Here is a 22,205-nt window from a genome sequence, read left to right on the forward strand (position 1 = left end):
GGTGGACGGCGGGTTCATGGGCGGAGGTGATCGCATTCTGCGGCTGACCCCTGTGAACAGTTCGCCCGACGGGCCCGGCGAACCCCCGCGGGAAGCCGTCGCCGCCGTCGTGCAGGCCACGCTCGACGCGTTGCCGGCCCAGGGCGTCTGGCAGCTGCCGATCCGCGACCCGGCCGGCGCCGTGGTCGACTTCGAGGTGCTCGCGGCGAGCCCGGAGGCGCGCGACATCAAGGACCGCGTCGGCAAGGAGCTCGTCGGCCTGCGCATGCTGGAGGGATACCCGAGCGTCGCAGGCTCGCCGCTGTGGGAGGCCTGCCTGCGGGTCCTGGCGACCGGGGAGGCCGAGGACGTCTCTCCCTACGTCCACAGGGAGGACGACGACGGCGTCCCCTACCTGTCCACCTACAGCGTCCGCGTGGCCGCGCTGCAGGGCGGCGTCTTCCTGTCCTGGGTGCGTCACGACAGGGAGGAGCGGCTGTCCACCCGGCTGCTGCACACCGAGCGCCTCGGTCACCTGGGATGGGGCCACTGGAGCCTGGTGACCGGCGAGGTCGAGTGGTCCGACCAGCTCTACGTGATCCACGGGCGCGACGTGGCCGACGGCCCGTTCCCGCTGGAGCACTACCGCGAGATCGCCCACCCCGACGACGTGCCCGTCGTCGACCACGCCCTCTCCACGCTCGTCGAGAGCGGCGGGCCGCACGAGTTCGAGCTGCGCATCCGCGTCGGCCGGGAGTACCGGCACATCAGGGCCACGGCCGAGGTCACGAGAGACGCCGCGGGGCGGCCCGTCGAGATCCACGGCGTGGTCCAGGACGTCACCGACTGGCGCAGGACCGCCGACGAACTGGCGGAGGTCAGCCAGCGGCTTGAGGAGGAGTCACAGCTCACCGCGCGCCTGCAGAGCATCATCCTGCCGGTGCAGGACGCCGTGCCCGGGCTGCAGCTCGGCGTACGGTACTTCCCCGCCGAGACGGCCCCGCTGGGCGGCGACTGGTACCAGGCCATCCACCTCGACAACGAGGAGGCGCTGCTGGCCGTCGGCGACGTCGCCGGGCACGGCCTGGCCGCGGCCTCCGCCATGGCGAAGCTGCGGCACGCGATCACCGGGCTGGCCTTCGCCGACCACGACCCGGCGCGGATCCTCGTCGCGCTGAACCGGCTGCTGCGGCGGATGCGGCCCGACGTGCTCGCCACTGCGGTGGTCGCGCGCTACCGGGTCGCGGACCGCACGCTCACGTGGACCCACGCGGGTCATCCCCCGATGCTGCTAGTGCGGGGTGACAAGGTGCACCGGCTGCTGCATCCCGGCGTCCTCCTCGGGGTCTTCGAGAGCGAGACCTACACGTGCGCACAGGTCCGGCTGGAGCCGGACGACCTGCTCCTGATGTTCACCGACGGCCTCATCGAACGACCGGGCCGGGACCTGTTCGAGGGTTTGGACATCCTCAGCGCGGCCATATCGGAGGTCGTGCCGAAAGCGCCTCCGGACGAGAGGGTGGCGGCCGTCATGGAGGTCCTCGCCCCGAGCAACACCGGCGACGACACCTGCATCCTCGTCGCGCGCATCATGCCGAACGCTTTGGAAGTGTCCTGATGTCCGAACTCCATATCTCGACAGAGCCGATCACGCCCGACGCCGGAGACGCTGGGAGCAGCGGAAGCCTCGGAGTGGTGACGGTGCGGGGCACGCTCGACTTCATCACCCACGAGGCGGCCTCCGAGCTCTTCGACAAGGCCTTCGCGCAGTACGGGCCGCACCTGGTGATGGACCTTCTGGGGCTCGACTTCCTGGACTCCAGGGCGACCGGCCTGCTGGTGAGCTGCTGGAAGCGCGCACTCGACGAAGGGGGCTGGCTGGCTCTCGTCGCGGTGGAGAAGGGCGCGGCGCGCGCTCTGTGGATCACGGGCCTGGCGTCCCACGTCCCGGTCTTCCCCACCGTCGAGGCCGCCCTCGCCGCCGCTCCGCCGCACGCCACCCAATAGCAGACCCCCAATAGCCCCAACTCCTCCTCACGTGCCGCCAGGGGCGGGATAGAGCCGCAGGGCACGGGTAGCACCCCGGCAGGACGGCCGGGCCGGGAGCCTGGAGGGGGCGAGGCCATGAAACGTCTCATCGCAGGCGCGGCGGCGTTCGCGGCCGCGGGCCTCGGAGTGGCGCGTTGGGCCGCGGCGCGCGCCCGGACGCCCGTCCCGGCGAAGGACCCTCTCGGGGCCGGCCGCTGGCTCGGCGTCACGATCAACCGGCCGCCCGAGGAGGTCGCCCCCGGCGAGAGCCTGCCCGAGCCGCTGACCCGCGTGGACGCGGAGGTGCGGATGAACCGGGCGCCGGGCGGCCGGGGCACGGAGCTCTACGCCCGCCCACGGGAGCGTACGGCGCGCGCCGAGGGCGCCCTGACCCGGCTGCGCGGCGAGGACTCGCGTACGGCGGTCCGTACGGCGCTGCGCGAGGCGAAGTCCCTGCTGGAGACGGGCGACGTGCTGCGGTCGGACGAGGAGGTCGCCACCACCCGCCCCACCCTGCCGGGAAAGGTCCTGGACCTGGCACTCGGCCGGGCGTCGGAAGGGGGACGGCTGTGAAGGCGGTGTGCTGGCAGGGCGTGAACGAGCTGTCGGTCGAGCGGGTGCCGGACCCCGCGATCCGCAACGCCCAGGACGCGATCGTGAAGGTGACGGCCAGCACCACCTGCGGCTCCGACCTGCACCTGCTCGGCGGCCACATCCCGGCGATGCGGGCGGGTGACGTTATCGGGCACGAGTTCCTCGGCGAGATCGTGGAGACGGGCCCGGAGGTGACCCGGCACCGGCCGGGCGACCGGGTGGTGGTCTGCTCGATCATCGGCTGCGGCCGCTGCTGGTCGTGCCGGCACGGCGACTGGTCCCTGTGCGAGAACAGCAACCCCAACCCGGGCATCACGGACCTGATGTGGGGCGGGTCGACGGCCGGGATCTTCGGCTACTCCCACGCGATGGGAGGCTTCCGGGGCAGCCACGCCGAGTACGTCCGGGTGCCCTTCGCCGACCACAACGCGTTCGCCGTGCCCGAGGGCGTCTCCGACATGGACGCCGTGTTCGCCTCCGACGCCGTCCCGACGGGATGGATGGGCGCCGACCTCGGCGGCGTACGGCCGGGCGACGTGGTCGCGGTGTGGGGCTGCGGCGGCGTCGGCCAGATGGCCGCCAGAGCCGCGATGCTCCTCGGCGCCGAACGGGTCGTCGCGATCGACCGCCACCCCGAACGGCTGGCCATGACCAGCCGCCACGTCGGCTGCGAGGTGGTCGACTACACGGCCACCGACGTCGTCTCCGAACTGCGCGAGCGCACCGGCGGGCGCGGCCCGGACGTGTGCATCGAGGCCGTCGGCATGGAGGCGGACAGCACCGGCCTGCGGCGCGTGTACGACGGGGTCAGGCAGCGGCTCCGCCTGGAGCAGGACCGCCCGGCCGCCGTACGGGAGGCGATCCACGCCTGCCGCACGGGCGGCTCGGTTTTCGTGCTCGGCGTCTTCGCCGGGTTCGTGGACGGGTTCCCGCTCGGCGCGCTGATGAACAAGGGCCTCACGCTGCGGGGCGCGCAGCAGCACGGCCAACGGTACATCCCGAAGCTGCTCGAACTGATCGGCCGGGGAGACCTCAAGCCGTCCCACCTCGCGACGCACACGATGACCCTCGACGAGGGGCCCAGGGGCTACGACCTGTTCAGGAACAAGAAGGACGGCTGCGTGCGGGCCGTGTTCCGCCCCTGGATCTGAGCCGTCGCCGGCCTGGGCAGGCGTGAAAGCGACCCGCCGCCCCGTGACGGGACGGCGGGCGCGCGATCTCAGCGTACGGCTGGGGCGGCCAGCCGTTCCGCCTCCTGGTGCAGCGCCTCGATGAGGACGAACTCCAGCCGGAGCTCCTCGTCCACGAGGCTGTCGAGGACGTCCATCCGGGCCTCCTTGTTTCCAAGACGTCCCGCAGCGCGCGGTGGTTCACCGGGTGCCCGGACGAATCCGGGACGGGACGCGGGCGACTCCCCCGCTCGGAGGACGGCTACCCAGGACAGGCCCGGCCTCACTCACATCCGTCACAGAAATTGACACTCGTCTCAGCGGCAGCCGAAAAAAAGAGGCGGAAAAGCCGGAGACATGTGGGGAGACGGCCGATCGTGGCCTATAGTGAGAGGTTCGCGTATATCTGAGAAACAGATATCCTCGTGAGGAGTTTATCACAGGAATGGGTGATCGTCAAACAGACCCCGCTCGCGCCGAGGCCCTGCGGCGTGAACAGGAGTACGTCTCCATGCTGTACGAACGCCTCGACATCGCCCGCGACCGGGCGGGCCGCGGGATGCGCGACGTACTGGCCCGGGGCGCCTCGGGGAACAGACAGGCGCTCGTGGAGCGGGAGGTGACGGCGGCCGAGCACGCCCGCCGCCACGCGCGGTTGTCGGCCGTCGAACGCGGCCTCTGCTTCGGCCGCGTCGACGACGGCGAGGGCCAGGCCCTCTACATCGGGCGCGTCGGCCTCCGCGACGACGACCACACGTCCGTGCTCGTCGACTGGCGGGCTCCGGCCGCGCGCCCCTTCTACGTCGCGACCCCCGGCGACCCCGGGGGTCTCGTACGCCGCCGTCACCTGCACACCCGGGACCGCAGGGTCGTGGGAATCGACGACGAGGTCTTCGACCTCGACCGGATGGCCGACGCCGACCGCCGTACGCTCGTCGGCGAGGCCGCCCTGCTCGCGGCGCTGCGGCGGGGGCGCACCGGACGCATGGGCGAGGTCGTCGCGACGATCCAGCGGGAGCAGGACCGGGTGATCCGTTCGGGCCTCGCGGGGGCGCTGGTCGTGCAGGGCGGGCCGGGCACCGGCAAGACCGTCGCCGCGCTGCACCGCGCGGCGTACCTGCTCTACACGCACCGCGACACGCTGGAACGGCGCGGCATCCTCGTCGTCGCGCCCAACGCGACCTTCTCCCGGTACATCGGCCAGGTGCTCCCGGCGCTGGGCGAGACCCAGGTGGTGCTCACCAGCCTGGGCGGGCTCCACCCCGGGGTGCGGGCCGAGGCCGAGGACGGGCCGGCCACCGCCGTCGTGAAGGGCGATCCGCGCATGGCCCGGGTGATCGAGGAGGCCGTACGGGACCGGGAGCGTGTGCCGGAGGGCGACCTGGAGGTGCGGATCCCCGTCCGCACGTCCCTGCGCGGCGGCGTGGAGGTGGTGGTCGAGGAGATGACACTGCGGGTGGACCACGCCACCTGCCTGCGGGCCCGGGACCACGCCCGCGGCCTGCGGCGGCCGCACAACATCGCCCGCTGGGCCTTCGTCCGCCGGATCCTGCCGGCGCTGGCGCGCGATGAGGCCGAGCGGCTCGACCGGCCGCTGGAGGACGGCGACCTGCGGTACGCCGCCACGGCCCTGTGGGAGCACCGGCCGGTGCGCGACGCGCTCGACGCCCTGTGGCCGGAGATCACCCCGGAGCGGCTCGTCCGCGAGTTGCTGTCCGACGAGGGGCGGCTGCGCGCCGCCGCCGGGCCGCACCTGACGGAGGACGAGCGCGCGACGCTGCTGCGGCCACGGGAGGCGCCGTGGACCATCGGCGACGTGCCGCTGCTCGACGAGGCCGCCGAACTGCTCGGCGAGCACGACCACGGGGCGGGGGCGAGACGCCGCCGGGTGGAGGAGGAGCGGCGCGAGGAGGAGCTGTACGCCAGGGAGGTCCTGACCATCACCGACGCCGCCTCGGCGCTGGACGCGGCATCGCTGGCCGGTCGCAACCGCGACGACGGGCCGTACGTCACGACCGCCGACCGGGCCGCGCGCGACCGCACCTGGGCGTACGGGCACGCGATCGTGGACGAGGCGCAGGAGCTGTCGGCGATGGCGTGGCGGACGGTGATGCGGCGGGTCCCGGCCCGCTCCCTGACGGTCGTGGGCGACATCGCGCAGACCGGAGCGGCCGCCGGCGCCCGGTCCTGGGGCGAGATGCTCGATCCGTACGTGAAGGGGCGCTGGCGGGAGGAGCGCCTGCTGGTCAACTACCGGACCCCGGCGGAGATCATGGACGTGGCGGCGGACGTGCTGCGGGCGGTGGAGCCCGGGCAGGAGCCGCCCGAGTCGGTCAGGCACGGCGGCGCCCGTCCCCGCGCCGTGCCGGCCGCCGGGACCGATCTGCGGCGGCTGGTGGACGCGGAGCTGCGTCAGATCGGGGAGGGGGGTGAGATCGGGGAGGGGCGGGTGGGCGTCGTCACGCCGGACGCCCGGCACGCCGAGGTCGCCGCGCTGTTTCCCGAGGCCGTCGATCCGCTGGACAGCCGGGTGGCCGTCCTGACCGTGCGCCGCTCCAAGGGCCTGGAGTTCGACGCCGTGGTCGTGGTCGACCCCGAAGGCATCCTGCGGCAGTCACCGAAGGGGGGTCAGGATCTGTACGTCGCGACCACGCGGGCGACGCGGCGGCTGACCGTGGTCTACGAGGGCACGCTGCCCGCCATGCTGCGCCGCCTCGAGCACCCCGCGCCGCTCGGGCACGCCGGGCCGCCCTGAGACCGGGCCGCCTCCCGGCCGCCCTCGAAGCCCGCCGGGCCGCCACCGGCGACGGAAGCGGCCCGCGGGGCTTCGGACCGGGCCCCGGACACGCGAACGGCCGGCGTGGAGGACGCCGGCCGTATCGAGTGGCCCAGCCCGGCCCGTTACGCGACGCTCGACGCGTACCCGGGCGGGCCGTGAGCGGCTACCGGTGTCAGGACATCTTTCCCGAGATCTCGTCGGCGGCCTTGTCGGCCTTCTCCCCGACCTCCTCGGCCTTGTCCCCGACCCACCGGCCGGCGTCGGCACCGGTGTGCCGCACGCTGTCCCGCATCGTCTCGGCCCACTTCTGGGCGTTGTTGCGGTACATCGCCACCCCGGCCGCGCCGATCGCGACACCGCTGAGCAGTGCGACGACGGGCCAGCGCCGCCGGGTCCGCCGGGTGGCGGTCGACACGTCGATCCGGCGGGCCAACTCGCTCAGGAACGCGCTGACGATCGGAGCGATCTGCTCCTCGACCGACTGCGCCGCCTGGTCGAGCTTCGGCGCCGCCCAGACTCTGGCGTCCTCGATCCGGTGCGTGGCGAGATCCCTGGCGTTCTCCGCCATCGGACTCACCCGGCCGCCGGCCTTCATCGCCTGGTCTCTCACCCTGTTCAGCCACGTCTGCGGGATGATCACTTCGGCACGGCGCTTTCTCATTGACAGGGACACGATCAACCTCCCCAATCGACAGGGGCCCCGGACCGTCCCCTTCCCGGATGGTCGGGGCTCAATCACGAACGGTGCTTGAAGGCATGCTCGATACCCTGTGATCCGGACAACTAACACGAGCAACCTAAGGGGGCGGCCCTCGTGGCTGACAACCTCATCGCGAACCTGCGCACGAACCACGGCACGATCCGGGTCCGGCTCTTCCCCAACAAGGCGCCGAAGACGGTGCGCAACTTCGTCGAACTCGCCGAGGGCACCCGTGAGTGGACCCACCCCGAGACCGGCGAGAAGACGACCGCCAAGCTGTACGACGGCACCGTCTTCCACCGGGTGATCAACGGCTTCATGATCCAGGGCGGCGACCCGCTCGGGCAGGGCGTCGGCGGCCCGGGATACAGCTTCGACGACGAGATCCACCCGGAGAACCAGTTCAACCGGCCCTACCTGCTCGCCATGGCGAACGCCGGAAAGCGCTTCGGCAAGGGCACCAACGGGTCCCAGTTCTTCATCACCGTCTCGCCGACGCCGCACCTCAACCAGGGTCACACGATCTTCGGCGAGGTGATCGAGGGCACCGAGGTGGTCGACGCGATCGCCAAGGCCCCCACGGCCCGGGGCGACCGGCCCGTCGACGACGTGGTCCTCGAAGAGGTCACCATCGAGCGGTCCTGACGCCTCCGGGCACCGCGCCCGGCGATCACAGCGCCTGGCGATCACGGTCCCCGGCGATCACAGCGCCCCGGCCGCGCGAACGCGCGCGGCCGGGGCGTTTCCGGCTTATAGGCTGGCGGTCGTGGATGTGCCCGCACCGGGACCCGCCCCAGGAAGGATTCCATGACCTCCCAGCCTCCGCCGCCCCCGCAGCCGGGGGCGCACGCCGTACCCACCTGCTACCGGCACCCCGAGCGTGAGACCTACGTCCGCTGCCAGCGCTGCGCCCGCCCGATCTGCCCCGACTGCATGCGTGAGGCGGCGGTCGGCCACCAGTGCCCCGAATGCGTCCAGGGGGGCAACCGGGAGGTGCGGCAGGCGCGCACGACCTTCGGCGGGGCCGTCGTGGCCGCGCCCCGCGTCACCTGGGCGCTGCTCGCCCTCAACGTGCTCGCGTACGCGGCCGAGGTCGTGAACCAGGACGAGGTCATCCAGCGGTTCGCCATGTGGTCGCTGGGCGTCCACCTGGGCGAGTGGTGGCGCCTGATCACCGGCGCCTTCCTGCACTCGCCGCCGCCGTCGTTCTGGCACATCCTGTTCAACATGTGGGCGCTCTACGTCATCGGCCCCGAACTGGAGCGCAGGCTCGGCTCGGCCCGGTTCGCGGCGCTCTACCTGCTGTCGGCGCTCGGCGGCTCGGTCGCCATCTACCTGTTCGGCACCATGGCGGTCGGCGCGTCCGGCGCCATCTACGGCATGTTCGCCGCGTTGTTCGTGGTCTCCCGCAAACTCGGGTACGACGCCCGGGGCGTCCTGTGGCTGATCGGGATCAACGTGGTGCTCACGTTCGTCGTGCCCGGCATCAGCTGGCAGGGGCACCTCGGCGGGCTGGTGACCGGCGCCCTGGTCGCGGGGGGCTTCGCCTACGCGCCCCGCGGCAACCGCGTCCTCGTCCAGGTCGGCGTCGCCGCGATCGTGCTGGTGGCGCTGGTCCTGCTCGTCCTCGCGCTTCCGCCGTACGGATATCCGCCCGAGGGTATCCGCACCTGAGCCCGCCGCGCACCCGCTTGACCTGGCCTGTTGCGGCCCGGCCGGCCGGCCGCCCCCCAGCGGAGAGCGGCCGGCCGGGCCTCGCCGTACGGAAGCGGGCCCGGCGGGGCGACCGCGCGTCGCACTTTACCCACAGCCTGTGGACAAAGACTGTGGAAAAAATCTCAAACGGCTAACGCCACTTGGTGGACAGCACCACACCCAGGATGATGAGCCCGAACCCGATCAGCAGGTTCCAGTTGGCCAGCGCGGAGATGCCGGGAACGGTCGGCGCGATGTAGTAGACCGCGATCCAGGCGATGCCGATGATCCAGCAGGCCACCATCACGGGGGCGAGCCAGCGGGGGCTGACCTTCACCGTCTGCGTCTTCTGCGGCGGCGTGTAGACGGGCTTCTTGCGAATCTTCGACTTGGGCACGGGAGCGTCTCCTGGTGGGTACCCGCGCGGTCGTGCGGGCTGGTGTCAATAGCGTAGCCGCCGTGGCGGCGAAGTCCCGAGCAAGGATAGTCGGCGCGGACCCGCCGGGGCGATCCCCGTACGGTATTGCCTTAGGCTGAAAGTCCGATTTCTCCACACCCGGGAACGCCGAACGAGCCGATGGCGCAGCGGGAAACACGGCGCGGCGGGAATGCAGCGGGAAACACGGCGCAGCAAGGAAACATGGTGCAGCGGGAAACACAGCCCAGGACGCCGAGGGTGCTGGTCGTCGACAACCACGACAGCTTCGTCCACACGATCGTGCAGTATCTGCGTGGTCTCGGCGCGGAGTGCGACGTGCGGCCGCGTGACCGGGTCGTGGTGGGCGACGCCGACGGTTTCGACGGCGTGCTCGTGTCGCCTGGCCCCGGCACGCCGGAGGAGGCCGGCGTGTCCGTCCCCCTCGTACGGCACTGCGCCGGGCGCGGCCTGCCGCTGCTGGGCGTCTGCCTCGGCCACCAGGCCATCGCCGTCGCGTACGGCGCGGTGGTGAGCCGCGCCCCCGAGCTGATGCACGGCAGGACCAGCCCGGTCCGGCACGACGGGCGGGGGGTCTTCGCGGAGATCCCCTCGCCGGTGACGATGACGCGCTATCACTCGCTCGCCGTGGTCCCGCGGACCGTGCCGGACGCGCTGGAGGTCACCGCCACCACCCCCGACGGCGTCATCATGGGCCTGCGCCACCGTGCCGCCCCCGTCGAGGGCGTGCAGTTCCATCCCGAGTCGGTCGTGTCCGAACACGGCCACCGGCTGCTCGGAAACTGGCTGGCCCGGATCGTGTAACGCTATCCGCTCCTGTCACGACTACCAGAGTGAGGGCTTCCGCCATTGCCCCCGAGTGGCGGAAGCCCTTGTCGCGTCTCCGGGCTCAGCCGTTGCCGAAGGGGTCGCCGCCGTCCCCGAGGTCGACGCCGCCGTCGTCGGTCGGCTCGTCCGTCGGAGTGTTGTCGACCGGCGGCTGGGTCGGCTGCTGCGTCTGCTGCGGCCCGCTGGAGACCGTCAGCGTGATCGTGGTGTCGGGGTTGAGCTTGGCCCCCGGCTGCGGTGACTGGTCGATCACGTTGCCCTGCGGCACCACGTCGCTCGGCCGCTGGGTAGTCTTGACCCTGAAGCCGGCGTCCTTGATCGCCTTCGTGGCGTCCGCCAGCGTGAGGCCGACGACGCTCGGCACCTCCATCATCTCCTTGGGCACGTACAGCTTGACGAGGGAGCCCTTCTCGACCTCCTCGCCCGCCTTCGGGTCGGTCTCGAACACCTTGCCCTGTGGCTGCCTGGAGACCTTCGCCACGACGCTGGCCTTGAGGCCCATCTCCACGAGCTTCGCCCGGGCCTCGTCCGGCGCCAGGCCGGTCACGTCGGGGATGGAGATCTTCTCCTCGCCCTTCGACACGACGACGGTGACCGTGGAGCCGAGGTCGGCCTCCTCGCCCTCGGCGGGCTCGGTGCTGATGACGGAGCCCTTGGGCACGTCGGCGCTGAACTCGTCGGGCCCGAACTGGACCTTGAAGCCCTTCCCCTCCAGCGCCTGCTTGGCCGCGGCCTTCGTCTGGTTGGTCACCTGCGGGATGGCGACCTTGTCGGCCGTGGACGAGCCGCCGCCGCCCAGGAAGGCGTAGCCGACCCCGATCATCGCGCCGATCACCAGGAGGGGGATCAGGATCCAGGCGGCCGTCTTCAGCGCGGTGTTGCCGCCGCCGCCGCGCCGCCGCCCGTCGTACCGGCCGCCGCGTTCCTCGGGGCCGTAGTCGTACTGGGGGATCGCGCGGGTGCCCTGGGCGGCGGCGCCCGCCGTGGTCATCGTCCGGGTGCGGTCCGGCGCGCCGTACGAGTTGTACTGCTGGGTGGCCGCCGCCATCGTCTGCGGGTCGACGGGCATGCCGGACATCGCCCGCTGGAGGTCGCCGCGCATCTCGGTGGCGCTCTGGTAGCGGTGGACCGGGTCCTTGGCCATGGCCTTCAGCACGATCGCGTCGGCCCACTGGGGGATCTCGGGGTCGATCCGCGACGGCGGGATGGGGTCCTCCCGCACGTGCTGGTAGGCGATGGCGACGGGGGAGTCGCCCGTGAAGGGCGGCTGGCCGGTGAGCAGTTCGTACAGCACGCAGCCGGTCGAGTAGATGTCGCTGCGGGCGTCGACGCGCTCGCCGCGGGCCTGCTCGGGGGAGAGGTACTGCGCGGTGCCGATCACCTGCGCGGTCTGGGTCATCGTGGCCGCGGAGTCGGCCATGGCCCGGGCGATGCCGAAGTCCATGACCTTGACCTCGCCGCTGACCGTCAACATGATGTTGGCCGGTTTGATGTCCCGGTGGACGATGCCGCCCCGGTGGCTGTAGTCGAGTGCCCGCAGGATGCCGTCGACGAGCTCCGAGGCCCGCTCGGGCATCAGCCGCCGGTCGGCGCGCAGCAGGTCGCGCAGCGTCCGTCCGTCGACGAACTCCATGACGATGTACGGCACGGGCGTGTTGTCCATCATGTCCTCGCCGGTGTCGTACACGGCGATGATCGACGGATGGTTGAGCGAGGCGGCCGACTGCGCCTCGCGCCGGAAGCGCGCCTGGAACGTGTGGTCTCTGGCGAGGTCGGAGCGGAGCGTCTTGATGGCGACGACACGGTCCAGCCGGATGTCCCGGGCGCGGTAGACCTCGGCCATGCCGCCACGCCCCACGACGCCGTCGAGCTCGTAGCGTCCGCCGAGTAGTCGTGGCTGAGTCATTTCCTGCACAGTCCCTTGCCGTTCATCGTGGGGTGCCGCCGGTGTCCATCATCGACCTTTTCCTCATCACTCCCCCTCAGCCGGAGGGTTCGTGTCGGGCGGGGGTTCCGTGGGGCGCGGAGTCTCGGTGGCGTCCTTGGCCGGGGTGGACGTCGGTTCCGAGGTCGAGGAAGAGGTCGGGGACGGGTCCGGTTTGGGCGTCCGGGTGGATGGTGCCGACCTGCTTACGGTAGCCGACGGAACGGCGGTCGGCTCCGCCGACGTCCTGCGGGCCGTGGGCCGGTGCGACGGCGGCGCCGCCGTCCTGGACTCCCGTGCCGGCGCCTCGGACGGCGTCGGCGAGGCGGACGGCGAGGTCGCGGGCGCGGTGGTCTCCCCCGTGCCGGGCGGTGTGTCGCCGATGTGCGCGGCAGTGAACGCCAGCACCCCGATGCCGACCGCGGCGGCGCAGCCGGCCGTGGCGAGGATCAGGGCCGCCGGCCGTCGCCTGCGCCCGCCCCCCGCGGTCCCGCCAGGGCCGGGCGGGCCGCTTGGGCCGGTCGGCCGCAGGACCCCGGCTCCGGGGACGCCCGCGGGCGCCCCGCCCGGACTCGCGGACACCGGGCCCGCCGGGCCGAGCGGGGAGGTGACGCCGGCGTCTCCGGCGGTGCCGCCTCCGATGGTGGGGCCTCCGGCGGCGGGGAACCCCTGGGGAGCGGTGAGCGAGCCGAGCACCGCCGTCGAGGCGGCCGTGCCCGCGACGGCTCCACGCAGGCCGCGCACCCGGTCGATCAGCGGCCGGCCGGTCTCCGGGCGCGCGGCCGGATCCTTGGCCAGCATGGACATCACCAGGGCCGCCACCGGCGCGGGCACGTTGCCGGGCAGCGGCGGGGGTGTGTCGTTGAGGTGGCGCAGCGCGAGCGCCACCGGGGTCTCCGCCGTGAACGGCGGACGGCCCGCCAGGCACTCGTACGCCACCACGCCGAGGGAGTAGACGTCGCTCGCGGGGGTGAGGGTGTCGCCGGACGCCTGCTCGGGGCTCACGTACTGGGCGGTGCCGAGCACGAGGCCGGTCGCGGTCAGCGGCGCGGCCTCCAGCGCGCGGGCGATGCCGAAGTCGGTGATCTTGATTTGGCCGGTCTCGGTGACGAGCAGGTTCCCGGGCTTGACGTCGCGGTGGATCACCCCGGCCCGGTGGGCCGCGTGCAGGCCCCCGGCCGTCTGCTCCACGACGTCGAGCATGACCTCCGTCCCGAGCGCGCCGCTGCGGGCGAGGACCGCCGACAGCGGCTCGCCCTTCACCAGCTCCATCACCAGGTAGGCCACGTCGTCGGTCTCGCCGTAGTCGAAGACCTGGGCGATGCCGTGATCGGTCAGGGCGGCGGTGATCCGGGCCTCGGAGCGGAACCGTTCGCGGAAGGTCGCGTCGCCCGCCACGTGGCGGCCGAGCAGCTTGATCGCCACCTCCCGGCCCAGCAACTCGTCGTCGGCCCGCCAGACCTCGCCCATCCCGCCCGCGGCGATGGGGGAGGTCAGCCGGTACCGGCCGCCGAGCACCGTCTCGGTCACCGTCCGAGCACCGCCTGCATGACGTCGTGCGCGATCGGCGCGGCCACCGCGCCGCCGGTGGCGTCGTTGCCCGCGCTGCCCGACTCCACGAAGACCGCCACGGCGACCTGCGGGTCGTCGACCGGGGCGAAGGCGATGAACCACGCGTGTGACGGCTTGCCCGGCGAGGTCTCCGCCGTGCCCGTCTTGCCCGCCACCGTCATGCCGGGGAGCCTGGCCGCGCCACCCGTGCCGTGCTCGACCACGCTGATCATCATCTTGGTCAGCTCGCCGGCGACCTCGGGGGTGACGGCCTCGCTCAGCGGCTCCGGGTCGGTTCCGTCGATCTCCGCGCCGTCGGGCCCGAGGACCTTGTTGACCAGGTACGGCTTCATCACCGTGCCCTGGTTGGCGATGCCGGCGGCGACCATCGCCATCTGCAGCGGGGTCATCTGGTTGCTCTGCTGGCCGATGGCGGTCTTGGCGAGCTCGGCCTTGCCCTCCTCCTTGCCGATGCTGCTGCCCGCGACCGACAGCGGGATCGCCAGCGGCTGCCCGACGCCGAACTTCCCGGCCTGCTCCTTGAGCTTGTCCCAGCCGAGATCCATGCCCATCTTCGCGAACGGCGTGTTGCAGGAGATGGTCAGCGCCTGGACCAGCGTCGCCCGGCCGCCGCAGGACTCCCCGTGGTAGTTCGGCAGCGAGATGCTCGTGCCCGGCAGCGGCAGCGAGTCGGGCGCGTCGACCTGCGTGTTCTCGTCGCGGGAGGAGTCGTCGCTGAGGTAGGCCGCCGAGGTCACCGTCTTGAACGTGGACCCCGGGGCGTACGTCAGGTCGATCGCCCGGTTCAGCAGCGGCTTGTCGCCGTCCTTGTCGAGCTTGTTGTACGCCTTGTTGACGTCTGACTTGTTCGCCCTCGCCAGCGGGTTCGGGTCGTACGACGGCACCGACACCATCGTCAGGATCTTGCCGGTCTTGGGCTCGATCGCCACGACCGCGCCGCGCTTGCCGGTGCTCGCCAGGTCCTTGTACGCGATCTCCTGGGCCTTGGTGTCCAGCGTGAGATCGACGCTCGCGCCCTTGGGGGGCTTGCCGCTGACCATGTCGATGGCCCGGCGGACCACCAGGTCGGGGTGCGAGCCGTCGAGGTAGCGGTTCATGGCGCTCTCGATGCCCGCGGCGCTCTCCGGCGCGAACCAGCCGACCACGTGGGTGAACGGCTTGCCCAGCGGATACTCCCGCTCGAACCGGAACTTCGGGTCACCGGTGTCGACGGTCTTGGCCAGGGTGGTCTTCGTGTTGTCGGCGGTGATCCAGCCCCGGTCGATCTTGTATCTGGAGTACAGCATCCGGACGTTGCGCGAGTCGTTCCGCAGGCCTTCCGCCTTCACCGTGCCCAGATAGGTCACGTTGGCCATGAGCAGGCCGAACATGATCAGGCAGGCCACGGCGACGCGCTTGAGCGTGCTGTTCATCGCTGCATCACCTGGGTCATCCCCTCGTCCTGGATCGCCTGTGGCGGCGGCCGGCGGGCCGCGTCTGACATGCGTACGAGCAGGGCGATAAGAATCCAGTTGGCGAGCAGGGCCGAGCCTCCCGCGGACATGAACGGCGTCACGAGACCGGTCAGCGGGATCAGCCGGGTCACCCCGCCGACGATGATGAACACCTGCCAGGCGAGGAGGAACGACAGCCCGCCCGCGAGCAGCTTGGTGAACGGGTCGCGGGCCGCGAGCGAGGTGCGCAGCCCACGCTGGACGATCAGCGCGTACACCATGAGGACGGCCATCAGGCCGGTGAGGCCCAGCTCCTCGCCCACGGCGTCGAAGATGAAGTCCGAGAAGGAGAAGGGGATCTCCCTCGGGTAGCCCTGGCCTAGGCCGGTGCCGAGGACGCCGCCGGACCCGATCGCGAACAGCCCCTGCATGAGCTGGTAGCTGCCGCCCGGCGAGCGGTAGTAGAGGTCGTTGGACTCGGCGTCCAGCCAGCCCTCGAAACGGGCCTCGACATGGCTGAAGACCTGCCCGGCCAGAATGGCGCCGCCCACGAACAGCAGCAGGCCGATGAGCACCCATGAGGTGCGCTGGGTGGCGATGTAGAGCATCGCGATGAACGTGCCGAACAGCAGCAGCGAGGTGCCGAGGTCCTTCTCGGCGACCAGGACCGCGATGCTGACGCCCCAGGTGATCAGCACCGGGCCGAGGTCGCGGGCGCGGGGCAGGTCGATGAACAGCAGCCGGCGGCCGGCCAGGGCCAGCACGTCGCGCTTGGCGACGAGATAGCCGGCGAAGAAGACGACCAGGGCCAGCTTGGCGAACTCGCCCGGCTGCAGGGAGAACGGCCCGAGGTTCATCCAGATCCGGGCCCCGTAGTGCTCGGTGCCGATCACCGGGAGCACGGGCAGGATGAGCAGCACGATGCCGGCGAAGCCGGCGGTGTAGGTGAAGCGCTGCAAGGCGCGGTGGTCCCTCAACACGATCAGCGTCGCGGAGAACATCACCACACCGAGCGCCGTCCACATGAGCTGGTTGGTGGCCGAGGCGCCGTCGATACCGGTCTGCTCGATCCGGTAGATCATCACCAGGCCGATGCCGTTGACCAGCGTCACGAGGGGAAGCAGCAGGGGATCGGCCCACGGCGCGAACTTCGCCAGCACGAGGTAGGCCGCGAGCATCAGACCGCCGAGGCCGAGGCCGTAGCCGAGCATGCCGGACGGGACCTTGCCGTTGATCCCGAGCCCGACGCCGGCGTACGCGCCCATCACAATCAGTACGGCGAAGGCGAGCATGCCCAACTGGGCGCCGCGCCGCTTCGCGGTCATCGGTACGGGCGTGGCTTCGACAGCAGTCACTTAGCGGACCTCGTGGGGGTCGGTGTCGCCCCGGTGTCCGTCGTGGACGTCGCCGAGGCGCCGAAGTTCTTGATCCTGGTTATCCCGGCCTGAAGGTCGTCGACCGGGATGCCGGTGCGGACCTGGTCCTGCTGGACCGCGGGCAGCGCCGAGACGTGGATGTCGTCGGTGTAGGCGACCTTTTTGAGGGACACCGGCCCGACCTCCGCGTCGACGCCCTGGAAGACGACGAGCCTGTCCCCGCTGGCGCCTATGTAGAACTGGCTCTGGGTCCACTCGTAGCCGAAGTAGCCGCCGAGCCCGAGCGCGACGGCGACGACCAGCACGCCGGCGGCGACCTTCGGGCCCGAGCGGCGTTTGCGGGCCCGCCGCCCCGACGACTGGATCTCCCGTACGGGCTCGTCGCCGAGGTCGTCGTCGGTGATCACGGGCTGCGGCGCGGTGACCGTGGCGGCCCGGCCGGCCGGCGTGTCGGGCGGCGCGGGGGAACGCCCCCGGCCGGAGCCGGCCGCGCCGACGACCGCCGCGGCCAGGGCCGGCGGCTGCACGTCGTCCACCTCGATCACGTCGGCGACCACGCAGGTGATGTTGTCCGGGCCGCCGCCCCGGTTGGCGAGGTCGATGAGCTGCCGGACGACGTCCTCGGGATCGTCGACGGTGGTCAGGGTGAGATGCAGGGTCTCGGCGCTGACGACGGTGGACAGGCCGTCCGAGCACAGCAGGTACCGGTCGCCCACCTGGGCCTCCCGGTCCTGCAGGTCGGGATCGACCTCGCCGCTGCCGTCGAGCGCCCGCAGCAGGATCGAGCGCTGGGGATGGTTGGCGGCCTCCTCCTGGGTGATCCGCCCGTCGTCCACCAGCGACTGCACCAGCGTGTGGTCATGCGTGATCTGGTACAGCTCGCCGTTTCTGAGCAGGTAGGCCCGGGAGTCGCCCACATGGACCAGGGCGAAGTGCGGGCCGTTCCAGAGCATCGCGGTGAGGGTGGTGCCCATGCCCTTGAGGCTCGGGTCCCGGGCCACCATCGCGTGCAGCTGGTGGTTGGCGTCCCGGACCGCGGCCTCGATGGCGCCGAGCAGATCACCGCCGATGGCGGCGTCCCGGTCGAGGGACGACATTGCGGCGATGGCGACCGAGCTGGCCACCTCGCCGTGGGCATGCCCGCCCATGCCGTCGGCGACGGCCAGCAGGCGGCCGCTGGCGTACGCCGAGTCCTCGTTGCCTTCACGGAGGAGTCCGACGTCCGAGCGAGCGGCGTAGCGGAGTGCGATGGTCATTTGCGCAATTCGATGACGGTCTTGCCGATGCGGATCGGAACTCCGAGGGGCACCGGCGTCGGGCGGGTGACTTTCGAACGTTCGAGGTACGTGCCGTTGGTGGAACCGAGGTCTTCCACGATCCACTGGCCGTCCTGCGGAAAGAGCCGGGCGTGCCGACTCGAAGCGTAGTCGTCGCTGAGTACCAGCGTGGCGTCGTTCGCCCGGCCGATGGTGATTGGCGTCTCCGTGAGGTTGATGATGGTCCCTTGCAGGGGGCCACCGGTGACGATGAGCTGACGTGGTTCGCCCTTCTTGGGCTTGGACACCGGTCGTGGTTGCTTGGCCGGTTTCCGTTGCGGTGCGGGAGCCGCGCGCGAACCGAACAGGTCTGTCCGCATGACGCCGACCGCGGCGATCACGAAGAACCACAGCACCGCCAGGAAGGCGAGCCGGATCAGCAGCAGCGTTAGCTCGGACATGGACCGTCTGTTACCTCTAATCGCGCCGGAACACCAGTGTCGTGCGGCCGAGGGTCACCCTCGTCCCATCCTGCATCTCGACCCTGCGGACCGGCTGGCCGTTGACGAAGGTGCCGTTGGTCGACCCCAGGTCCACGAGCGCGACCTGTGGGCCTTCCACCCGTAGCTCGGCATGATGCCGCGATACGCCGGGATCCACCAGTCGTAGATCACAATCGGTTCCGCGCCCCAGCAACGTCACCGGGGTGGTCAGCTCGTACGAGCGCTGCCCCTGAGGGTCGTCCTGGGTCGAGACCAGCAGCCGGGGCCGGCCCTGGAACGCGCTGGGCCGGCTGGCGGGCACGTCACTCGGGGGCTGCCGGATCTCGTCCTGCTCGACCGTGGCGCCACGGATCACGCCCGACCGGATGCGGAACAGCCCGACCGCGAGGTCGTCGGCGGTCTCGAAGCGCACCCGCACCGGCCCGACGAACGAGTAGCCCTGCTCCTTGGCGTACTCCCGGGCCAGCGTGGCGAGCTCGTGGCTGATGCTGTCGGCGTACACCTCCAGGCGCTCGCTGTCGGTCGTCGACAGTTCCACCACGAAGTCGTTCGGCACGAGCGTGCGACCCTGAGCGACGATCGCGGCGCGCTCGTCCATCTCCCTCTGCACGGCGCTGGCAACCTCGACCGGCTGGAGGTCGGACTTGAACGCCCTCGCGAAGGCCCCTTCAACCATCCCTTCGAGCCTGCGCTCGAAGCGCTGAAGGACTCCCATCGGATACCTCCCTTCCACTTACGTCTATGGTCGCGACCGCTCCGGTGCTTCGCTGAGCTCCGTCGCATCGTCGTTGAGAAGGATCGTATCCGGGTTCGGTAGCACGGGCGGATACGTGCTAACCTTTCCAGGCACCCAGAGATGGGGACCAACCGCAAGGGCAAGTGGCGGAATGGCAGACGCGCACGGTTCAGGTCCGTGTGTCCGAAAGGACGTGGGGGTTCAACTCCCCCCTTGCCCACGAGAAAGCAGCCTCGCATGGTCGGAAGCAGAGCTTCCTCCCCGCGAGGCTTTCTCTTTGTGCCACCCAGGGGGGCAACCCCCTGGAACCCCCGGCCGGACAAGCGGCAGCCTCGCATGGTCGGAAGCAGAGCTTCCTCCCCGCGAGGCTTTCTCTTTGTGTCGCGCGAGCCGCGGCCCCACGTGGTCGGGAGTGAGCGCACGTCGGGCATCTCCTTCCGGCCCGTACGGTGTCGGGCCCCGGTCCACAGGTCGGTGACGCGCCGGGGGCCCCGATGATCGGGACCCGCGATCGCGCACTGCACATTCTCCGGAGACCGGCTTTCAAACCACTTTCCGCGCGCTTGCGGGCTCCGGCCGGATCAGGCCACCAGCAGTTCGCCCAGCAGGGTGGTGAGATCGATCACACCGACGGGCGTGCCGCCCGCGTCCGTGACCAGCCCGAGCTGGGCGTGGGCCTCCTGGAGCAGGGTCACGGCGTCGGAGATCGTGGTGCCCTTCGCCATGCGGGGGACCGGCGTCGCCAGTTCGCCGGCCCGGTGGTCGGGCCGCACGATCGCGTCGCGCACGTGGCACACCCCGACCACGTCGTCGGGGGTGACCACCAGCATGCGCAGGCTTTCGACGCGCGCCGCCGTCCGCCGTACGAGCAGGGCGTCCGCACCGGCGGGCACCGACGGCGCCTCGCCCACGGGCACCATGAGGCGCTCCACCGGCTGGGAGTGGACCCGCAGCGCGCGGGTGAGCAGGTCGTGTTCGTCGCGGTCGAGCATGCCCATCCGGCCCGACTCGGCGACCAGCATGGCGAGCTGGCCGGGCGTGCGGGTGGTGGCGAGCTCGTCGCGCGCGTGCACGCCGAGCAGCCGCAGGATGCCGTTGGTCAGCCCGTTCAGGGTGGCCAGGACCGGGCGGACGATCCAGGCGAAGCCGCGGAACGGCAGCGCCAGCCCCATCGCGGCGCGCTCGGGGTGGGTGAGCGCGAGCGACTTGGGCGCCATCTCGCCCACGACCATGTGCAGGAACGTCACCAGGGCGAGCGCCACGACGTACGCTGCCGGGGTGCGCAGCGACTCCGGCAGCAGCGCGAGGACCGGCTCCAGCAGATGCTCGATGGAGGGCTCCGCGACCATGCCGAGGCCCAGGGAGCTCAGCGTGATGCCGAGCTGCGCCCCGGCGAGCATGAGCGACAGCTCGCGCCCGCCGCGCACCGCCGCCCGAGCCGTGATCTTGGCCAGCCGGCCGCCGCCCGCGGCGATCTCCTCCAGGCGGTGCCTGCGGGCGGACACCAGGGCGAACTCGGCCGCCACGAAGACGCCGTTGGCGGCGAGCAGGAAGATTCCGAGCAGGACTCCGGTCAGCGCGCTCATGCGGGCCTGCCCTGGAACAACGCGGAGAACAGCTCGGGGGCGTAGTAGACGCCGCCGGAGGGCTCACGGGCCGCCGCGTGGGCGTCCTCGGCCTCCCGCCGCTCCCCCATCTCCGCCGACAGCCGGATCCACTCGGGGATCCGCCGGCGCACGCTCTGGACCGTGAGTACGGCGTGCCGCCTGTCCTCCTCGTCGTCCTCGAAGAGGTGCGGCTCGGGCACGAGAGGGGAGACGACCTCGTCGCCCGGTTCCGCCATGCGGCCGAGGGCGGCGAGGACGAGCCCGCCGACGGTCTCGTAGTCCTCGCTCTCGGGCAGCCGGACGTGGGTGGCGCGCTCGACCTCGTCGAGGCGGAGCGTGCCCGGCACGTCCCAGACGTGATCGCCGCGCCGTACGACGCCGAGGGGCTCGGGGTCGTTCTCGTCCACCAGTTCGCCGACCAGCTCCTCGGCGAGGTCCTCCAGGGTGACCACGCCGGCGAGCCCGCCGTACTCGTCGATCACACAGGCGAACGTCTCGCCGGCGGAGGTCAGCCGGCGCAGCAGCTCGGGCAGCGGCAGCGTCGCGGGGACGAGGACCGGCGCGCGGGTGATGCCGCCGACGAGCCCGTCGGCCGGGGAGCCGGCCTTCAGATACTCGGTCAGCCCGGTCACGCCGACGACGTCGTCGGCGTCGGTGCCGAGCACGGGGTAACGGGAGTGACCCTGGGCGCGCAGGGCGTCGAGCAGGTCGGACACCGGCCACTCGGCGCGCAGCGAGACGACGCGCGGGCGGGGGACCATGACGTCCTCCGCGGTGCGGTCGCCGAACTCCAGCGCCCGCTCCAGCGTCTCGGCCAGCCGGGGTGGCAGCTCTCCGGCGGCGGCGGACTCCGACACGATGCGCGACAGCTCCTCGGGGGTCGCGCCGTGTTCGAGCTCCTCCACCGGCTCGATGCCGAACAGGCGGACCAGCCTGGCCGCCGCCGTGTCGAACAGGCGGATGACCGGCCCGGCGACCGCCAGGTAGATCTCCGTCGGGCGGACGAGGGCCTTGGCGACCTCCTCGGGCCGCGCGATGCCGAGGTTCTTGGGGGCGAGCTCGCCGATGATCATCTGGACGACGGTGGCGATCACGATGCCGAGCGCCACGGAGACGCCGGGCACGGCCGCGCCGGGCAGTCCGGCCGCCTCCAGGGGGCCGCGCAGCACGCCCGCTATCGCGGGCTGGGCGATGAAGCCCACCAGCAGGGTGGTGACAGTGATCCCCAGCTGCGCGCCGGAGAGCATGAACGACAGCCGTCCGGTGACGTCGAGGGCACGGCGGGCGGCGTCGTCGCCCGCCGCCGCCTGCTCACGCAGCGCGCCGCGGTCGGCGGCGACGTAGGCGAACTCCTGCGCGACGAAGAAGCCGGTGGCGAGGGTCAGGACGAGAACGGCAAGTAGACCGAGGGCGGCGCTCATCGGGCGCCCATCGTATGATCATGGGAGCCCGTGCCGAGGCACGGGCCGGTACTCCAGGGGTCCGGAACGGACACGTCGATCCTTTCGCGTGGTCGTCTACCACCGTAACGGCTGGAATCTCTCCTGTGTTTCCCGGCGGCGTTTACTGGCTGCTTAGAAGCCGCCTGAG

The 22,205-nt window shown here is 71.6% G+C and carries 19 protein-coding genes and 1 tRNA gene; 9 read left to right on the plus strand and 11 right to left on the minus strand.

Translation table 11 applies throughout. The features are described from left to right. Positions 1–52: 52 nt before the first annotated feature. From OG344_RS09485 to OG344_RS09505, 5 genes are all read left to right on the plus strand, one after another. The gene (locus tag OG344_RS09485; protein ID WP_405087902.1) at positions 53–1,597 is read left to right on the plus strand and encodes a PP2C family protein-serine/threonine phosphatase; all 1,545 of its coding nucleotides are present in this window, start codon (positions 53–55) and stop codon (positions 1,595–1,597) included. Continuing rightward, the gene (locus tag OG344_RS09490; RefSeq protein ID WP_405087903.1) at positions 1,597–1,986 is read left to right on the plus strand and encodes an STAS domain-containing protein; all 390 of its coding nucleotides are present in this window, start codon (positions 1,597–1,599) and stop codon (positions 1,984–1,986) included. Before OG344_RS09485 ends, OG344_RS09490 begins: the two co-directional genes overlap by 1 nt. A 117-nt stretch (positions 1,987–2,103) precedes the next feature. Next, the gene (locus tag OG344_RS09495; RefSeq protein ID WP_405087904.1) at positions 2,104–2,580 is read left to right on the plus strand and encodes a hypothetical protein; all 477 of its coding nucleotides are present in this window, start codon (positions 2,104–2,106) and stop codon (positions 2,578–2,580) included. After that, positions 2,577–3,752 carry a zinc-dependent alcohol dehydrogenase gene (locus tag OG344_RS09500; RefSeq protein ID WP_405087905.1) on the plus strand — a complete coding sequence of 392 codons (1,176 nt, stop codon included), beginning with the start codon at positions 2,577–2,579 and terminating at the stop codon, positions 3,750–3,752. The genes OG344_RS09495 and OG344_RS09500 overlap by 4 nt, the downstream gene beginning before the upstream one ends. Positions 3,753–4,215: 463 nt before the next feature. Next, entirely contained in the window at positions 4,216–6,525 is a 2,310-nt protein-coding gene (locus OG344_RS09505) for a HelD family protein (RefSeq protein WP_405087906.1), read from the plus strand. A 196-nt stretch (positions 6,526–6,721) separates the two neighbouring features. On the opposite strand, the gene OG344_RS09510 is transcribed toward OG344_RS09505, so the two are convergent. Beyond that, positions 6,722–7,210, minus strand: coding sequence for a hypothetical protein (locus tag OG344_RS09510; RefSeq protein WP_405087907.1), 489 nt, complete (start codon positions 7,208–7,210; stop codon positions 6,722–6,724). A 153-nt stretch (positions 7,211–7,363) separates the two neighbouring features. Here OG344_RS09510 and OG344_RS09515 point away from each other — a divergent pair, with 153 nt between their 5' ends. Then, positions 7,364–7,894, plus strand: a complete 531-nt coding sequence (locus OG344_RS09515) for a peptidylprolyl isomerase (RefSeq protein WP_327048864.1) — start codon at positions 7,364–7,366, stop codon at positions 7,892–7,894. 162 nt (positions 7,895–8,056) lie between these two features. Beyond that, positions 8,057–8,923 carry a rhomboid family intramembrane serine protease gene (locus OG344_RS09520; RefSeq protein ID WP_405087908.1) on the plus strand — a complete coding sequence of 289 codons (867 nt, stop codon included), beginning with the start codon at positions 8,057–8,059 and terminating at the stop codon, positions 8,921–8,923. A gap of 172 nt (positions 8,924–9,095) precedes the next feature. Here the strand turns inward: OG344_RS09520 and OG344_RS09525 are convergent, their stop codons facing one another. Further along, the gene (locus OG344_RS09525; RefSeq protein WP_405087909.1) at positions 9,096–9,341 is read right to left on the minus strand and encodes a cell division protein CrgA; all 246 of its coding nucleotides are present in this window, start codon (positions 9,339–9,341) and stop codon (positions 9,096–9,098) included. 243 nt (positions 9,342–9,584) lie between these two features. Here OG344_RS09525 and OG344_RS09530 point away from each other — a divergent pair, with 243 nt between their 5' ends. Then, on the plus strand, positions 9,585–10,184 hold the full coding sequence (locus OG344_RS09530) for an anthranilate synthase component II (protein WP_405087910.1): 600 nt from the start codon (positions 9,585–9,587) through the stop codon (positions 10,182–10,184). A gap of 85 nt (positions 10,185–10,269) precedes the next feature. On the opposite strand, the gene pknB is transcribed toward OG344_RS09530, so the two are convergent. The 7 genes from pknB to OG344_RS09565 form a co-directional block, all read right to left on the minus strand. Next, positions 10,270–12,114, minus strand: a complete 1,845-nt coding sequence (pknB, locus tag OG344_RS09535) for a Stk1 family PASTA domain-containing Ser/Thr kinase (protein ID WP_405087911.1) — start codon at positions 12,112–12,114, stop codon at positions 10,270–10,272. A 66-nt stretch (positions 12,115–12,180) separates the two neighbouring features. Continuing rightward, the gene (locus OG344_RS09540) at positions 12,181–13,662 is read right to left on the minus strand and encodes a protein kinase domain-containing protein (RefSeq protein WP_405087912.1); all 1,482 of its coding nucleotides are present in this window, start codon (positions 13,660–13,662) and stop codon (positions 12,181–12,183) included. Further along, complete coding sequence (locus OG344_RS09545; protein ID WP_405087913.1) at positions 13,659–15,116, minus strand: peptidoglycan D,D-transpeptidase FtsI family protein; 1,458 nt, start codon at positions 15,114–15,116, stop codon at positions 13,659–13,661. Before OG344_RS09545 ends, OG344_RS09540 begins: the two co-directional genes overlap by 4 nt. Then, on the minus strand, positions 15,113–16,462 hold the full coding sequence (locus OG344_RS09550) for an FtsW/RodA/SpoVE family cell cycle protein (RefSeq protein WP_405089064.1): 1,350 nt from the start codon (positions 16,460–16,462) through the stop codon (positions 15,113–15,115). The genes OG344_RS09545 and OG344_RS09550 overlap by 4 nt, the downstream gene beginning before the upstream one ends. A 26-nt stretch (positions 16,463–16,488) precedes the next feature. Continuing rightward, on the minus strand, positions 16,489–17,769 hold the full coding sequence (locus OG344_RS09555) for a Stp1/IreP family PP2C-type Ser/Thr phosphatase (RefSeq protein WP_327048870.1): 1,281 nt from the start codon (positions 17,767–17,769) through the stop codon (positions 16,489–16,491). Further along, positions 17,766–18,230 carry an FHA domain-containing protein gene (locus OG344_RS09560; protein ID WP_327048871.1) on the minus strand — a complete coding sequence of 155 codons (465 nt, stop codon included), beginning with the start codon at positions 18,228–18,230 and terminating at the stop codon, positions 17,766–17,768. Before OG344_RS09560 ends, OG344_RS09555 begins: the two co-directional genes overlap by 4 nt. A 16-nt stretch (positions 18,231–18,246) precedes the next feature. Continuing rightward, on the minus strand, positions 18,247–18,987 hold the full coding sequence (locus tag OG344_RS09565) for an FhaA domain-containing protein (protein WP_405087914.1): 741 nt from the start codon (positions 18,985–18,987) through the stop codon (positions 18,247–18,249). Between the two features lie 158 nt (positions 18,988–19,145). On the opposite strand from OG344_RS09565, the gene OG344_RS09570 reads away from it, so the two are divergent. Continuing rightward, positions 19,146–19,228, plus strand: a tRNA-Leu gene (locus tag OG344_RS09570). Between the two features lie 361 nt (positions 19,229–19,589). Here the strand turns inward: OG344_RS09570 and OG344_RS09575 are convergent. Together OG344_RS09575 and OG344_RS09580 are read right to left on the minus strand one after the other, a co-directional pair. Further along, positions 19,590–20,594 carry a hemolysin family protein gene (locus OG344_RS09575; protein ID WP_327048873.1) on the minus strand — a complete coding sequence of 335 codons (1,005 nt, stop codon included), beginning with the start codon at positions 20,592–20,594 and terminating at the stop codon, positions 19,590–19,592. Beyond that, positions 20,591–22,036, minus strand: a complete 1,446-nt coding sequence (locus OG344_RS09580; protein WP_405087915.1) for a hemolysin family protein — start codon at positions 22,034–22,036, stop codon at positions 20,591–20,593. The genes OG344_RS09575 and OG344_RS09580 overlap by 4 nt, the downstream gene beginning before the upstream one ends. Positions 22,037–22,205 lie beyond the last annotated feature (169 nt).

The organism is Microbispora sp. NBC_01389, assembly GCF_045040095.1.
Lineage (GTDB): Bacteria > Actinomycetota > Actinomycetes > Streptosporangiales > Streptosporangiaceae > Microbispora.

Excerpts from the sequence above, each read along its gene's own strand:
- OG344_RS09490 (WP_405087903.1), top strand. The coding sequence starts at position 1,597 with ATGTCCGAACTCCATATCTCGACAGAGCCGATCACGCCCGACGCCGGA.
- OG344_RS09495 (WP_405087904.1), top strand. The coding sequence starts at position 2,104 with ATGAAACGTCTCATCGCAGGCGCGGCGGCGTTCGCGGCCGCGGGCCTC.
- OG344_RS09505 (WP_405087906.1), top strand. The coding sequence starts at position 4,216 with ATGGGTGATCGTCAAACAGACCCCGCTCGCGCCGAGGCCCTGCGGCGT.
- OG344_RS09510 (WP_405087907.1), bottom strand. The coding sequence starts at position 7,210 with ATGAGAAAGCGCCGTGCCGAAGTGATCATCCCGCAGACGTGGCTGAAC.
- OG344_RS09520 (WP_405087908.1), top strand. The coding sequence starts at position 8,057 with ATGACCTCCCAGCCTCCGCCGCCCCCGCAGCCGGGGGCGCACGCCGTA.
- OG344_RS09530 (WP_405087910.1), top strand. The coding sequence starts at position 9,585 with ATGGTGCAGCGGGAAACACAGCCCAGGACGCCGAGGGTGCTGGTCGTC.
- pknB (WP_405087911.1), bottom strand. The coding sequence starts at position 12,114 with ATGACTCAGCCACGACTACTCGGCGGACGCTACGAGCTCGACGGCGTC.
- OG344_RS09545 (WP_405087913.1), bottom strand. The coding sequence starts at position 15,116 with ATGAACAGCACGCTCAAGCGCGTCGCCGTGGCCTGCCTGATCATGTTC.
- OG344_RS09550 (WP_405089064.1), bottom strand. The coding sequence starts at position 16,462 with ATGACCGCGAAGCGGCGCGGCGCCCAGTTGGGCATGCTCGCCTTCGCC.
- OG344_RS09555 (WP_327048870.1), bottom strand. The coding sequence starts at position 17,769 with ATGACCATCGCACTCCGCTACGCCGCTCGCTCGGACGTCGGACTCCTC.
- OG344_RS09560 (WP_327048871.1), bottom strand. The coding sequence starts at position 18,230 with ATGTCCGAGCTAACGCTGCTGCTGATCCGGCTCGCCTTCCTGGCGGTG.
- OG344_RS09565 (WP_405087914.1), bottom strand. The coding sequence starts at position 18,987 with ATGGGAGTCCTTCAGCGCTTCGAGCGCAGGCTCGAAGGGATGGTTGAA.
- OG344_RS09575 (WP_327048873.1), bottom strand. The coding sequence starts at position 20,594 with ATGAGCGCGCTGACCGGAGTCCTGCTCGGAATCTTCCTGCTCGCCGCC.
- OG344_RS09580 (WP_405087915.1), bottom strand. The coding sequence starts at position 22,036 with ATGAGCGCCGCCCTCGGTCTACTTGCCGTTCTCGTCCTGACCCTCGCC.